Here is a 12,176-nt window from a genome sequence, read left to right on the forward strand (position 1 = left end):
AAACGCTAACTTGCACATGAACCCGCACAAAAAGCCTGCTTTCACGCATAATGCAATAAACAACATGCATAGTGCCAAGAACCAAATGTCCGTCATGAAATTAACTGATATAAAACTTGCCGTCGTCGGATTGGGCTATGTGGGCCTGCCGCTTGCGGTCGAATTTGGTAAAAAACGCCCGGTACTGGGCTTTGATATCAATACCAAACGCGTGCAGCAATTGCAGGCAGGTTATGACCATACACTGGAAACGGAAGAAGCCGAGCTAAAAGCCGCCAGCCATTTAAGTTTCACGACCGATGCTGCGCTGCTGGCAGAATGCAATTGCTTCATTATTACCGTGCCGACACCAATCAATATCCACAAACAGCCAGATCTGTCTCCGCTGTTGATGGCAAGTGAGTTGGTGGGTAAGGCATTGACTGCCGGTGCCCTGGTGATATTTGAATCGACGGTTTACCCCGGCTGTACCGAAGAAGATTGTGTGCCTGTGCTGGAGCGTTTTTCTGGCATGACATTCAACCAGGAATTTTACTGTGGCTACAGCCCGGAACGCATCAACCCAGGCGACAAGGAACATCGGGTCACAACGATCAGGAAAGTGGTTTCTGGTTCTACACCAGAAATCGCGGATCTGGTGGATGCCCTGTATTCTGAAATCATCATCGCCGGTACCCACAGGGCACCATCAATCAAGGTGGCGGAAGCGGCAAAAGTCATAGAAAACACCCAGCGCGACTTGAATATTGCGCTGATCAATGAACTGGCGCTGATCTTCAACAAGATGGGTATCGATACCGAAGCGGTGTTGCAGGCTGCTGGCAGCAAATGGAATTTCTTGCCGTTTCGCCCCGGCCTGGTCGGTGGCCACTGCATAGGCGTTGATCCGTATTACCTGACCCATAAGGCTGAAAGCATAGGCTATCACCCTGAAATCATCCTCGCCGGGCGACGTTTGAATGATGGCATGGGGGCTTATGTGGCTTCGCAATTTGTGAAGGGCATGACCAAGCGCAGGATACAGGTGGATGGTGCCAATATTCTGGTGATGGGCCTGGCATTCAAAGAAAACTGCCCTGACCTGCGCAATACCCGCGTGATTGATATCGTTACCGAATTAAGGGATTACCATTGCGAAGTAGATGTGTATGACCCCTGGATCAGTGCTGAAGATGCACAAAGAGAATATCAACTGACGCCGGTAACGCAGCCCAAGGCACATGCCTATGACGGTATCATCGTCGCGGTGGCACATCAGCAATTCCGTGAACTGGGCGTGGAAGCAATACGCCAGTTTGGCAAACCCGGACATGTGCTGTATGACCTGAAATATCTGTTCCCGGTTGACGCAACAGATTTACGTCTTTAAGCCAGCATAATAAGTACTATGAGCACTATACAGACACTGCAGACACTGGAAGCACAACTCCTGAAGCAACCCAAACACTGGCTGATTACCGGCGTTGCCGGCTTCATCGGCAGCAATTTGCTGGAGCATTTGCTGAAGCTGAATCAACAGGTGACGGGGCTGGATAATTTTGCCACCGGCTTCCAGAGAAACCTGGATGAAGTACGCAGCCTGGTCAGCACAGAACAATGGAATAATTTCCACTTCATCCAGGGGGATATACGTCAACTACCAGACTGCCAGCAAGCCTGTGCCGGCGTCGATTATGTATTGCATCAGGCTGCGCTGGGTTCTGTCCCGCGCAGTATCAATGATCCCATCACCACTAACGCTACCAATATTGATGGTTTTCTCAATATGCTGGTAGCGGCCAGGGATGCACAGGTAGCCAGCTTTACCTATGCGGCCAGCAGCTCCACCTATGGTGACCACCCTGACCTGCCCAAGCTCGAACATAAAATCGGTAACCCGTTGTCACCCTATGCCGTCACCAAACTGGTGAATGAGTTGTATGCGGATGTGTTTTACAAGACCTATCAGTTCAAGGCCACGGGTCTGCGTTATTTCAATGTGTTTGGCAAGCGGCAAAACCCGAACGGGGCCTATGCCGCCGTCATACCCAAATGGGTTGCCGCCATGATGAATGGGGAAGCTATTTTCATTAACGGCGATGGTGAAACCAGCCGTGATTTTTGCTACATACGCAATGCCATCGAAGCCAACTTGCTGGCTGCACTGGCAAATGATGAAGCTCGAGGCGAAGTCTACAATGTTGCCCTGGGTGACCGGACCACGCTGAACCAGTTGTTTGACGCCATCAAACAAACCCTGAATAAGAATGGCATCACTTATGAGCAGGCAGCGCATTACCGCGATTTTCGTGCTGGGGATGTCAGGCATAGCCAGGCCAATGTGGACAAGGCCAGGACTTTGTTAGGCTACCGGGCGCTGTATAAAATTGCGGATGGAATCAAGGAAGCGATTCCCTGGTATGTTGCCGCCCAGCGCGCCGGTTTTCTGGATTTGGAATAAACACTGTCAACAAATGCATTTCCGGTTTGAAATGGCTACGCATGCCGCATAGCCAGTCAGTTTTATTTGCTATGGCTTTATTTGCCTTTATAGATGCCCGCTTCCAATATTACATCACCGTTGCGCACATAATAGGTTGACTTGTTTTCCAGCTCTTTGGTGACCGGATTGTTGTAGCGGTAATCGACCCAGCCTTTGCCTTTGGTTTTTGCACCTTCAACGATTTCCTTGCGAAACATTTTTCCGTCAGCATCTGGCAAAACCAGCATGTTCTTGCCCACCAGCTTGGGATTGACAGGGTGAGCCAGCGTGGTTCCATCCAATGCCCGCACATAGAGATACACATCGCCTTTGATAAATTCAGGATTTTTATTATTAATTTCCTTGACCAGAGCTTCAACACTGTTTTTCTTGATATAGGCCAGGCCTTTTTCAACCATATCTATCGCATCAGACGGACTGTCTGCCGCCATTGCGCCAGAAACAAACAGGCTGGTCAGTAATGCCAGAACAAACTTTACATACTGTTTCATGAATGTCTCCGGGAAGGTGGAACACCCAGTGTAGGCAGTAATACTTGCATACACAAGCTGCACTGCCGCATGGACACATGCGCCCCCTCCCCGAAGCCCTGCCTCAGGTTTAATTGAGAAAGCCTTTTACTTCAGCCTGGAATTGTTCAGGTTGATCCCACATGATGAAGTGGGCACTGGATGGAATGCGCTTGAGCGTGACCTCTTTCACACTTGCATAAGCTCCCTTGTAAAACATGTCCATCTGCGCTTCAGTAAGCGGCACCCCGTTAGGCAGCACATACAGGACTGTGGTGGGTACCAGGATATTTTTCAGTTCCGGTGTCAGGTCCGTGATGATCAGTTCGTGATACGAGCGGGCAGATACGTCAGGATCACTCTTTTGCCCATCGTCAAGTGCACCCGGGCGCATGGCGAGCGTGTTGATCATGCTGTTGATGGTGGCTTCTGTTCTTTTTGCACGTGCTGCTGGTTCGGCTGCGCGCATTTTAGCCAACATGTCATCTGCCATGGGCTTGATACTTTGCGACGTTGTTCCTGGTGGCCCAAACATAATCCCCAGGAAAGGAAACATATCCACCACCATCAACTTGCTGATCGCCTGAGGATGCCTTGCAGCCACCATCATGCCTATCGAGCCTCCCATGGAATGCCCGATAAGAACAGGCTTTTGCAAACCCTGCTGCTGGATATACCGGGCGATTTCTTCCGCCACTGGCGCCGCCACGGCACCTTCGGTATTGCCTCCTTTTGCCTGACCGGCAAAACCGGATACCTGTACCAGGTGATAGCGATAACCAGGCACCGCCTTGACCAGCTCAGCCCAGACACGCGGTGAAGAACTCAGGCCGGGTACCAGAATAACGTCCCTGCCCTCACCTTCTGTTTTGACGCTGATGCGATCCGAGCTGAAATCAGCTGCCGAAGCGAGCAAAGGAATAAGGGTAACGCAACTTACCGCAACTGCGGTAGCCAGCAAACGACGTCGTGTAAACATAGGGGCAGCTCCACAAAGAAAAAAGTAGTGTAGCAGAGAGTGCCTGAAGTGCAAGCTATCTTCGGGTCAGTGACTATTTGAACTTTGTTGCGATTTATTCTTGACCTCAAGTTAACTTGAAGTTTTACACTCATCCCTGAATACCCCCAAGTTCTTTTCCGGAGAAATAACCATGAACAGCGCAAGTCTGCTTGAACAAAACAAACAACTCATACGTCGCTTGTATGAAGATTGCTTTAATACCGGCAATCTGGATCTGGCCAACGAGCTGGTATCAGCTGATTTTTCCAGCAACCGCGGTGAACGCGGTCAGGCCGAATTTGCTGCCAACATCAGTGGCTTGCGCAAAGCCTTTCCTAATGTGCACTTTGTGATAGAGGACTTGTTTGGCGAAGCCGACAGGATCGCAGTCAGATGGAGTTTTACAGCAATACATCATGGCCCGTTTGCCGGTGTACCAGCGACAGGCAAAGCCGTGACGCAACATGGCAATGTCATTTATCAAATCAGCAACGGCAGGATCAGTCATGCCTGGGTGCAAATTGACAGGCTGGGGTTGATGCAGCAGATAGGCGCGCAAGCCTGATTACGCCGCCACCACCGGCAACAACGTGCGCAAGCGCAAAGTAATCATCAGCCCGACGCTGAGCAAGCCACCCAATAACATGACTACGCCTTGCCAGCCGTGTGATGCCCAAATGACGCCTGTGTATGAACCTATCAGGCTGGAACCCAGGTAATAAAAACACAGGTACAAGGCCGATGCGACTGCCTTATGGGCCTGGGCGCGACGGGCGACCCAGCTACTGGCGACGGAATGCGAGGCAAAGAAACCAAAAGTAAACAGGGCGACGCCAGGAACCATGATGAATAATGAATTGGACAAAGTCAGCAGCAAACCACTGATCATCACCAGCAAGACCAGCCACAGCACACTACGGCGACCAATGCGGTCAACCAGGCGGCCCACCCAGACCAAACTGCCCATGCCCAGCACATACATCAGGGCGATGGCACCGGCTGTACTTTGGCTAAAGCCAAATGGTGCACCCTGCAGGCGATAGCCGATATAGTTATACATACTGACAAAACAGCCAGTCAGCATGAAGGCCAGACAGAACAACATGCACAAGCCACTGTCTGACAGATGCATGCGCAAGCCCTTGTTGATGGTGCTCCAGACATCTTCGGCAGGCTTGAAATTACGTGCAAGCGGCAGGCTGCGCCAGAATTCCCAGGCCGCGTAGATGCCTGCCACACCCATTGCCGCCATGGCCGTGCGCCATGAAAAATAATCGCTGAGTACCGCCGTCAACAGGCGCCCTACCATGCCGCCCATGGCACTGCCTGCAATGTACAGGCCAACGGCCAGGCCCATGGAGGTGGCTTCGATTTCTTCCCCCAGATAAGCCACCGCTACCGCAGGCATGCCACCCAGGGCGAAGCCCAGCAAGCCGCGCAAGACCAGCAATTGCGAAAAGTCTTCCGTCAACGCGCACAAGAGCGTGGCGATTGCAGCGAGGGCCAGCGCGGTCACCATCATGGGCTTGCGGCCAACGCGTTCACTGATGGCACTGCTAATCAGCAAGGACAGGGCCAGCGACAATGTGGAGATGGACAAGGCCCAACTGCTTTGGGCAGGTGTCAGGTGGAATTGCACAGCCAGCAAAGGCATCAGCGGTTGCATGCTGTACAACAAGGAAAAAGTGGAAAAGCCGCCAAACACCATGGCACGATTGATAGGCCTGAATGCAGGGGTACCTGCAGCGATACGACTTACTTGCTTGATCTGGCTGATCTGCTGAGGATTATGGCTGCTTGCGACCGTCATGATGCTGCACCTGGACTATCAAAGAGCGACTATCTTATATTTGCGCTTTTATAGCGTCCAATATATATTAAAGTACTTAGTAATACTTTTTTTAGATAACTAATTAGATAACTACTCAGATAACAATATGGAACTGCGCCATCTCAGGTATTTCATCGCTGTCGCGGAGGAGTTGCACTTCACCCGTGCAGCAGAACGCCTGCACATAGGCCAGCCACCATTAAGCCATGCCATACAGATGCTGGAAGCCGATGTCGGTGCGCAGTTGTTTGAACGCAGCAAACGCTGGGTGCGCCTGACAGAAGCCGGCAAGCTGTTTTTACAGGATGCACGGCATATACTGGCCTTGTCCGAACAGGCCAGTAAAACTGCACGCCGTGCGCAACGCGGCGAAACCGGCGAGCTGCGCATAGGCTTTACCTTTTCCACCCCTTTCACACCCTTGTTTGCTGCCGTCATCAATGGCTACAGACAGCAATATCCGGACGTAACGCTGACACTGCGTGAAATGGCAACGAATAAACAGCTGGAAGCGATTAGCCAACATGGCCTGGATGTCGGCTTCATCCGTCCACCCGAAGGCGGCGAACTGGCGCGCGGCGTTTCTTCACCACTGCGCTTCAAGGCTCTGCGTGAAGATCCGTTAGTAGTGGTACTACCTACAACGCACGCGCTGGCGAAAAAGAAAAAAGTTCCCATGAAGGATCTGGCACAACTGCCCTTCATCATGTACCCAACCAGCGCCGGCACCGGCATTTATCCGCACATTTTGCGCCTGTGCCATGCGGCTGGTTTTGCCCCCAGGGTGACACAAGAAGCCAATGATGCTTCCACCATCATCGGCCTGGTAGCAGCTGGTTGCGGCATATCCATACTGCCCGGCTCGTTTTACACTATCCACTTCGACGGCATCTGCTACCGGCCCGTCGCTGATGCCGGTGCAACTACATCATTGCTGCTGGCGCAACGCAAGAATGAGATGTCGCCGCTGGTGACTGCGTTTGTCGGGTTGGCGGCGGAGTTGGCTTAAATAGATCACTCATAAAATCTTGAATTGACGACCTTCTAAATCAAACTGCTTTTGGGTTCCTCGTAATAATCGTAAAAAGGCCAAAAATCCTGATATTGGTTGCGTTCCATATTAACAATGCATCGATATCGCAACAAATCTATACGTTGCTCGACCGTCAAATCTGAATCCACAAAATCACCGTCAAATGGATTGCACAGATCAAAGGTTTCAATCGAACCACCGCCATCCACGTTATACGCATAGCGATCACCAAGATCAAAATCTCGGCGAAATGCAATCCAGTCATTACTATTTTCGTGGAAACTTTTCGATCTTGACTCTCTTTCATAAGTCCAATACAGGCAATGGCTTTCAGCAATTCCTTTTGTTAACAAATGCTTTGGTGCGCGTACGCTTACTCCTGCGCGAGAAAACATCATATTTCCGAGCATGATTGCGGGCCAAAAAATCTTGGTAATTTCTATAGTCTCGTCTTCCGTCTGCTCAATTTCGACGACTTCGCAGTCAAAAGTGTGAAACGCCAATGGCCAGTGAATATCAAAACCAATATGCTCAAATAATGCTACGTATCTTTCTAAACTCACATTGTGCTTACGGTATCTAAAACGGGAAGGATGTAATGAGTATATTAAAATCTCGTTGGCGCGCATTGTATAAAAAAGGGTCCATAGATCGTATCTTGATACAGGGGGCCATGGCTTATAAGCGCATTTCCTGTTTCTCAACTCCAGATAATATTCCCTAGCCTCTCCCAATCTTGGCCAATGCTTGAGTATGACATCCTCCCAAAGCGCCTTAGCATCGTATTTCTCAATAGCGAAAAACAAATCCCTCAGATGCCCTGAATATTTTGATTCAATCTCATATGCCGCTGGGGTAGCAAGCAATTCCATTTCTCGCTTGGCGTCTGTATGTCCGTCTGCTGCGGCTCCATCAAAAAAAAGTCTGGCATAACTCAACGACTCCATGGTCCCCAGACCCATTTTATGCATAAGGCCTCCACGATAAGCGGATTCAGAACAACCTTGATGATAAGTGTCGTAGTCATAGTACTCGAGTGCCTCTTTATATTGCTGAGCTACTCCCAAGCCATGCTCGTACATATAGGCGACTTTGAAAAAGGCCTGACTTATACCGTGAACATCAGCGGCTATCTTATATAGCGAGAACGCTTTTTTTAAATTTTTCTCGACATATTCTCCAACCTCATATAACTCAGCCATTCGAACGAATGCGGGGCCATAGTTCTGGTCAATTCCTTGTTGAAGATGAAAAATCGCTTTTTCAACATCGGTTTCAACACCAAGGCCGTTTTCCATGCAAAGTGCCATACGATAAGACGCTGGTATATGCTTTTTCTTTGCTGCCTGCACAAATAATTGAAAGGCCAACTCCAGATTTTTCTCGATGTGCTCACCGGATTGATACTGATGTCCAAGGGCATACTGCGCATCACAATCGCCAAGTTCAGTCGATCGCTGCCAAAGTTCAAATGCGCGCGAAATGTTCTTCTCAACTTCATGTCCATCAAAGTACCTCTGCGCAAGCTTTCCAAGGGCAGCCCCATCATCACTTTTTTCGACTTGCAACAAAAAGTACCTTACCGCATCTATATTCTTTCTTACCAAATGACCTCTTGAATATTGTTCAGCCAACTCAATCTGCGCTGGGCCGTGTCCAGCACTAGCGGATATTTCCAGCAGTTCTACAGCCAGCAAAATATCCTTCCTTTGTGCTTTGGTATTGAGAATTGACATTGCCTGATCAAATACAGCTTGCCTGTCACAATCGACAGGCGATTTACGTATTTCTGCTATACGTTCGTCGAGTTTCTTCTCCCACAAGACACCCAATTTATATAGGCCATTGGTATGGCTGCGCCAAAAGTATCCGGTTATTTTGTCCTTTTCTATTGCAAGTCCGCTTATGAGGAGGTTTGCCACCTCGTCCATTGCGGACACATGTCCTAATTCTGCAGCACGCAGATACCACGGATACGACTCTGTTGCACTCGTCTTTTCTTTCCCGATGAGATAAGCTGCGGAGGCATGCCCTAAATCCGCCGCCAAAAAATAAAGTTTATTTCTGAATTCAATATTTTGTGAAACGCCATTGCCGAAATGAAATAGCTGACTCAGATGGAACATTGCGTTCACTTCACCTGCGTCTGCACTTCGAATGATTTCTGCGGTAGCCGGATAATGTGAGAAAGTTTCAGCTCTCTTAACAACCGAAATATTTTGACTTGTAAAAGAGAAACAGGTTACCAAATGACCATATAGAATTAGGATTCCCTTCGTTCCTCCTAATTCAAACATATCAACCACACTGACATGCCTTTCATCTGGTAATTTTATAAGATCATTAATTTGAACCGAACTACCATCTTGATAGCGAATCTCAACTGGTTTTCTGGGGAAGATTTCTAAGTCTTCCGGTAAAAAGTCTAAAATATTCATGTGGGCTATCAATCAAATAAATCCATCGTCGTCGGCACGATGATTGTTGGCTTTGTCATCTTTTTAGGTTTGACGGCTTTCACCACTTTTTCTTTCGGCGCTACTTCGGTGACCATGTACTCTGCCGGATAGGGGCGTAAAAAAGCGCGGGCGAATTCGGGGTCGCGGCAAGATAGCCATTCGTCAAAGTCTTCCGGTGGCACGATGACCAGCGAACGTTTTTCTTCCCCTGGTTTATGGAAACGGCTCATCAAGGGGTGTTCGTCAGCATTAATGGTGATCTGGGTGAACGAATAACTGACGCTGCCGTCTGGCTCTGGCCATTCCTTGAACAAGCCGGCCACGGCAAAATCTGTCGTATCTTTCAAGCCTATACGCCAACGTTCGGCCACACCATTTTCGTAGTTGGGTTCAAAAAAGTGCTGCATGGGGACCAGGCATAATTTACCGGTTTGCCATGAGGGTGCATAACTGCGTAATGCGCCCAGGGTTTCTGCACGCGCATTCATGGTGGAAAAACGTTTTACACCAGGCGCTATCTTTGACTTGGGTATCATACTGTACTGACCCAGCAATGCCTGACGCTGCCCTCTGGCATCGTGCAAGATGAAAGGTGCGTCATAGTCTTGCCAGGTCTCCCCTTCCCATTCTGCAAGCGGATTACTGCTCACGTCAAAGTAACCAAGCCCTGTTTTGGTGGAAGGGGTGAAATTGATGCACATACCAACAATCTTTCATGAGGTTTTGTCCAGGCTACCACGGGTATCCAGATAACAACATAACAGCACAGATGTACTGTGGAGAAAACCCTTATCTTATACCAGGTAGAAGAATCTACCGCAGCAGGTGCTGCCTTGACAAATCTGCCGTTCTGGCAAAGTATGCGCGTCAAGACTTATATGCGATACTTATAGACACTATTCCCCTTGGGGATTGCCATTACCAGAAAGACGATTGATGATTTTTTACGACATGCCACAAGATGCAGGCACCCATGCATCGCCACCTGCCATCATTGCCAAGGCCACAGAAAAAAAAGACGTTGCCAAGACCCTGACCATAGGGGGATTTATTGCGGTGGACGCCAAGCAAAAATTTGTTACCTGGGATGTTGCCAAAGTAGCCTGTGATGAATTGCGCTCTGCTGGCTGGTTCCGCGAGCCCGCCTATAAAAAGAAAGCCCCCGATTGCCAGGTAAAACTGGTGGAGAAAAAACCTGAACACGGCAAGCTGGAGCAGCTTGCAAGCGGCAGTTATCAATATACGCCAGCCAAGGGTTTTTTTGGGGTAGACAAGGCGCAGTTCATCGTGGATGCTGAAGGAAAGAAAGTACGCCTGATGTGGTCTACTTCAGTGCTGGAGAGTGAGCCGAAGAAATAATCGGCTTCAAACATAGTGCCCTACACAGCGGGGGAGATTTCAGGCCATCAAACATGTCCCTCCCCCCACATCCACACCAATCCTGCCTATCGCCCCGGTGCTGACACATGTCCCACGTCATAGCACTGCACGTCTGCCGGCAAACCCACAGCCAGGGCAGCACTAGTATCTGACCATAATGTGAAGCGCACCAGCGTCCATTCACTCGGATCAAAAGCCACCAGCACTGCCAACGCGCCATCTTGCTGACTAGTGGTTTTTACAATGGCAATTTCAACTTCCCGCAATGTACCCAGGGCACTATAAGGTGCAACGGGAATGACCTGGCGGGTCGCAAACCTGGCGCTGCGGACCTTGTCATCCACATGGCTATGCCATACAGCCCAGTGTTTGACTGCAGGCCAGCCAAAGGCTTGCGAGACCGCCGCAAAGCCGTCACCGCAGAGAAAATTGTTCATGCCCTCACTGCCATCCCACAGATAAAACGGGGCGTATACATTGTGCATGGATGGCGTGCTCACGCCGTGTTTGCTGGCATGCAGGTAAGCTTTAAAAACCAGACCAGGGAAGTTGTCCAGCATATGGCCCTTGCTGGCGATACGCTGGCGCACGATATCCATATTGTAGTCAGTTGGCAAAACAAAGTTGTATTGCATGGCAATCATATGAAAGCTCCTTAAGCCCTGGATGCGAATGCGGGCACACCGTCATACATCAGGCCTCCGCCAAACGACCAATCCTCTGCCGCACTGGTGCTGATGATGACCATGACATCTTGCGGCTGCAAGCCCGGTGACTGCGCCAGCAGGCTAACCAGGCGCTGGTAAAACGCCTGTCTGGTAGCGATGCTGCGCACGCGCGCGACGTTGATCTGGATCAGCACAAAATCAGCCGACCGGGGGCCACCCAGGTAATGACGGTCAAAGATCAATTCATTCGCATCATGCTGATGAATGATTTGGAAGCGGTCCGTAGGCGGTACTTCAAAAGCGTCGACCAGGGCTTGATGCAAGCCATCAGACAGGGCTTGCAGATAAGCGGGCGATTTGCCCTTTAACAAAGACAGGCGGCTCATAGGCATGATTTATTCCTTAGTGGTAGATGAGGCAGGTTGCGCGGATTGCAGGGGTGACAACTGGCGCAATGCAGTGACGGCAGACGCTGCGCATGGCCAGCCAGCATAAAATGCAAGGTGAGTGATTACTTCCGCCAGTTCTGCATGGGTCACGCCATTGTCGATGGCGCGGCGCAGATGAAAGGGTAATTGCTCACTACGGTTCAGGGCGATCAATGTGGCGACAGTGATCAGGCTACGTTCGCGGCTGGGCAAGCCCGGTCTTTGCCACACATCGTCAAACAAGACCTGGTCAGTCAGTTCAGCCAGTTTGGGGGCGATGTCTCCCATTAATTCACGGGCGATGGTACTTGCTGCTCGCATGCTGTGGCTCCTGAAGAGTGATTGACAGCATCACGATACCGGACTATCTTCATCCATAAAATCAG

At 50.0% G+C, this 12,176-nt stretch carries 13 protein-coding genes; 5 read left to right on the top strand and 8 right to left on the bottom strand.

The genetic code is table 11. The annotated features are described in order from the left end of the window. Positions 1–94 precede the first annotated feature (94 nt). A complete protein-coding gene (tviB, locus tag ACO0LM_RS14225; RefSeq protein ID WP_422986437.1) occupies positions 95–1,369 on the top strand; it encodes a Vi polysaccharide biosynthesis UDP-N-acetylglucosamine C-6 dehydrogenase TviB in 1,275 nt (424 codons plus the stop codon). An 18-nt stretch (positions 1,370–1,387) separates the two neighbouring features. Next, positions 1,388–2,440, top strand: a complete 1,053-nt coding sequence (locus ACO0LM_RS14230; protein WP_423037943.1) for an NAD-dependent epimerase/dehydratase family protein — start codon at positions 1,388–1,390, stop codon at positions 2,438–2,440. A 77-nt stretch (positions 2,441–2,517) separates the two neighbouring features. Here the strand turns inward: ACO0LM_RS14230 and ACO0LM_RS14235 are convergent, their stop codons facing one another. Together ACO0LM_RS14235 and ACO0LM_RS14240 are read right to left on the bottom strand one after the other, a co-directional pair. Beyond that, positions 2,518–2,973 carry a cache domain-containing protein gene (locus ACO0LM_RS14235; protein ID WP_423037944.1) on the bottom strand — a complete coding sequence of 152 codons (456 nt, stop codon included), beginning with the start codon at positions 2,971–2,973 and terminating at the stop codon, positions 2,518–2,520. Between the two features lie 109 nt (positions 2,974–3,082). Next, a complete protein-coding gene (locus tag ACO0LM_RS14240) occupies positions 3,083–3,970 on the bottom strand; it encodes an alpha/beta fold hydrolase (protein ID WP_423037945.1) in 888 nt (295 codons plus the stop codon). 172 nt (positions 3,971–4,142) lie between these two features. Here ACO0LM_RS14240 and ACO0LM_RS14245 point away from each other — a divergent pair, with 172 nt between their 5' ends. Then, complete coding sequence (locus ACO0LM_RS14245) at positions 4,143–4,556, top strand: ester cyclase (protein ID WP_423037946.1); 414 nt, start codon at positions 4,143–4,145, stop codon at positions 4,554–4,556. Here ACO0LM_RS14245 and ACO0LM_RS14250 read toward each other — a convergent pair whose 3' ends face one another. Beyond that, positions 4,557–5,801 (bottom strand): MFS transporter, encoded by a 1,245-nt coding sequence (locus ACO0LM_RS14250; RefSeq protein WP_423037947.1) that lies wholly within the window; start codon positions 5,799–5,801, stop codon positions 4,557–4,559. A 127-nt stretch (positions 5,802–5,928) separates the two neighbouring features. Between ACO0LM_RS14250 and ACO0LM_RS14255 the strand changes: the two genes are divergently transcribed. Continuing rightward, entirely contained in the window at positions 5,929–6,831 is a 903-nt protein-coding gene (locus ACO0LM_RS14255) for a LysR substrate-binding domain-containing protein (protein WP_423037948.1), read from the top strand. A gap of 35 nt (positions 6,832–6,866) precedes the next feature. Here ACO0LM_RS14255 and ACO0LM_RS14260 read toward each other — a convergent pair whose 3' ends face one another. Continuing rightward, positions 6,867–9,293, bottom strand: coding sequence for a tetratricopeptide repeat protein (locus ACO0LM_RS14260; protein WP_423037949.1), 2,427 nt, complete (start codon positions 9,291–9,293; stop codon positions 6,867–6,869). An 8-nt stretch (positions 9,294–9,301) separates the two neighbouring features. Next, the gene (locus tag ACO0LM_RS14265; RefSeq protein WP_423037950.1) at positions 9,302–10,015 is read right to left on the bottom strand and encodes an SOS response-associated peptidase; all 714 of its coding nucleotides are present in this window, start codon (positions 10,013–10,015) and stop codon (positions 9,302–9,304) included. A 232-nt stretch (positions 10,016–10,247) separates the two neighbouring features. On the opposite strand from ACO0LM_RS14265, the gene ACO0LM_RS14270 reads away from it, so the two are divergent. Continuing rightward, positions 10,248–10,673 carry an Ig-like domain-containing protein gene (locus tag ACO0LM_RS14270; protein WP_423037951.1) on the top strand — a complete coding sequence of 142 codons (426 nt, stop codon included), beginning with the start codon at positions 10,248–10,250 and terminating at the stop codon, positions 10,671–10,673. 86 nt (positions 10,674–10,759) lie between these two features. On the opposite strand, the gene ACO0LM_RS14275 is transcribed toward ACO0LM_RS14270, so the two are convergent. From ACO0LM_RS14275 to ACO0LM_RS14285, 3 genes are read right to left on the bottom strand one after another with little or no spacing between them, the layout of a single operon-like run. Next, positions 10,760–11,338 carry a DUF4865 family protein gene (locus ACO0LM_RS14275; RefSeq protein ID WP_423037952.1) on the bottom strand — a complete coding sequence of 193 codons (579 nt, stop codon included), beginning with the start codon at positions 11,336–11,338 and terminating at the stop codon, positions 10,760–10,762. Positions 11,339–11,349: 11 nt separating this feature from the next. Further along, a complete protein-coding gene (locus tag ACO0LM_RS14280) occupies positions 11,350–11,754 on the bottom strand; it encodes a tautomerase family protein (protein WP_422986417.1) in 405 nt (134 codons plus the stop codon). 3 nt (positions 11,755–11,757) lie between these two features. Then, positions 11,758–12,111: a carboxymuconolactone decarboxylase family protein gene (locus tag ACO0LM_RS14285; RefSeq protein WP_423037953.1), complete on the bottom strand. Its 354-nt coding sequence runs from the start codon at positions 12,109–12,111 to the stop codon at positions 11,758–11,760. Between the last annotated feature and the right edge of the window lie 65 nt (positions 12,112–12,176).

It is taken from the genome of Undibacterium sp. Di26W, from assembly GCF_049340265.1.
GTDB lineage: Bacteria > Pseudomonadota > Gammaproteobacteria > Burkholderiales > Burkholderiaceae_D > Undibacterium.